Origin of the sequence: Micromonospora sp. NPDC047620 (assembly GCF_043205005.1) — a bacterium.
In the GTDB taxonomy this organism is placed as follows: Bacteria; Actinomycetota; Actinomycetes; order Mycobacteriales; family Micromonosporaceae; genus Micromonospora.
Genome location: NZ_JBIDDG010000103.1, coordinates 1 through 1,570, shown reverse-complemented (window position 1 = coordinate 1,570; position 1,570 = coordinate 1). Strand labels below are relative to the sequence as shown.

1 protein-coding gene is annotated in these 1,570 nt (G+C 65.8%); it reads right to left on the bottom strand.

Features of this window, described 5'->3' with window-relative positions; translation table 11 throughout:
- Positions 1-96: 96 nt before the first annotated feature.
- Positions 97-1,362 (bottom strand): PucR family transcriptional regulator, encoded by a 1,266-nt coding sequence (locus tag ACGF5C_RS34455; protein ID WP_393308556.1) that lies wholly within the window; start codon positions 1,360-1,362, stop codon positions 97-99.
- Between the last annotated feature and the right edge of the window lie 208 nt (positions 1,363-1,570).

Below are 1,570 nucleotides of genomic sequence, written 5' to 3'. Positions count from 1 at the left end.
AGAATTACCCCCGATGCCCTGCTCTGGCAAGGGAACTCGATCATTCCACAGCCGCTTTCGGCAGCGTTCTTTCACCTGTGTTTTCAGGTGCCGTTTTCATGCGGTGGTGTAGGTGCGGGCGACGAGTGCGGAGCGGAGGTACCAGAGTCCGCTGGCTTGGGTGGGGTCGAAGCCGGTGAGTTGGGCGATGCGTTTGAGGCGGTAGTCGACGGTGTTGGTGTGGACGTGGAGGAGTCGGGCGGTGCGTTGGCGGTTGAGGTTGTTGGCGATGTGGGTTTGGAGGGTGGTGAGGAGTTCGGGGTGGTGGTCGAGGGGGTTGAGGAGGGTGCCGAGGTGGTCGCGGCCGGGGCCGGGGCGGGTGAGTTGGTATTCGAGGGCGAGGTCGTCGAAGCGGTAGAGGCCGGGGATGGATCCGAGGCGGGTGACCATGTCGAGGAGTTGGTGGGTTTGGTCGGTGGCGGTGGGGATGTCGGTGGTGGGTGTGGTTGTGGTGGTGGCGGTGATGGGGACGCGGGCGGCGTGGGAGAGGTGGGTGATGAGGGTGTCGAGGTCGGTGGGTGTGGTGGTGGGGATGAGCAGGGTGCCGCCGTCGGTGGAGAGGAGGGAGAGGGTGGTGGTGTGGGTGGTGGTGGCGAGGGCGGCTTGGATGCGGCGGAGTTTGCGGCGGGCGATGATGGTGGGGTCGAGGTGGGGGTTGGCTTGGTCGGGGTGTGGGGGGATGTGGAGGGCGAGGATGTGGTAGTTGTCGGCGATTTCGATGCCGCATTCGCGGGCCATGGTGCTGGTGGGGTGGCCGCCGAGGAGGGCTGAGGTGAGGGTGTGGACGGCGTTGTGGTGTTCGGAGACGACGGCGCGGAGTTCGCGGACGTAGGCGTGGGAGACGGCGGTGGTCATGGTGTCGAGGATTTCGACGAGGAGTTTGGCGCCTTGGAGGAGGTTGGTGTAGTCGGTGTGGGTGAGGGTGAGTGTCGGCTCACCGTCACCGCCGTTGCCGGCACTGCCGTTGCCGTCGCTGCCGTTGGTGGTGGTGCGGGTTTTGGTGGTGGCGTTGGTGACGACGAGGTCGAAGCCGATTTTGAAGCCTTCGTGGATGGCGTGGTGGATGGTGTCGATGGGGACGCCTTCGCGGGCCCAGGCGGCGGCGGCGTCTTTGAGGCGTTCGGTTTTTTCGGGGATGTCGCGGCCGTCGAGGAGGCTGATGGCGAGTTCGAGGCAGGTGCGGGTGATGGTGGTGATGTCGCCGTGGATGGCGTCGCCGGGCAGGGTGCCGCAGGGGGCGACGTTTTCGACGAAGTGGCCGACCATGTGCCGCGACAGCGACCACACATCCTTCAACGGCGACGACAGCAATTGACCGGACATGGTCAAACTGGGGCGCGTCGAGCCGGCGGTGGCCTCGCCGGAAGCGCCCGGTGCGGCGACGGGCCCCCGGGACGCGGTAGACCCTGGCGAGGCGGCAGAACCCGGCGTGGCAACAGACATTGGCGAAAACTTCCTTCCCCGCCCGTTTACTGCGCTGCCTTTATAACGTAACCGTAACGAGACCCCGATGGATGTATTTCGCTCATCC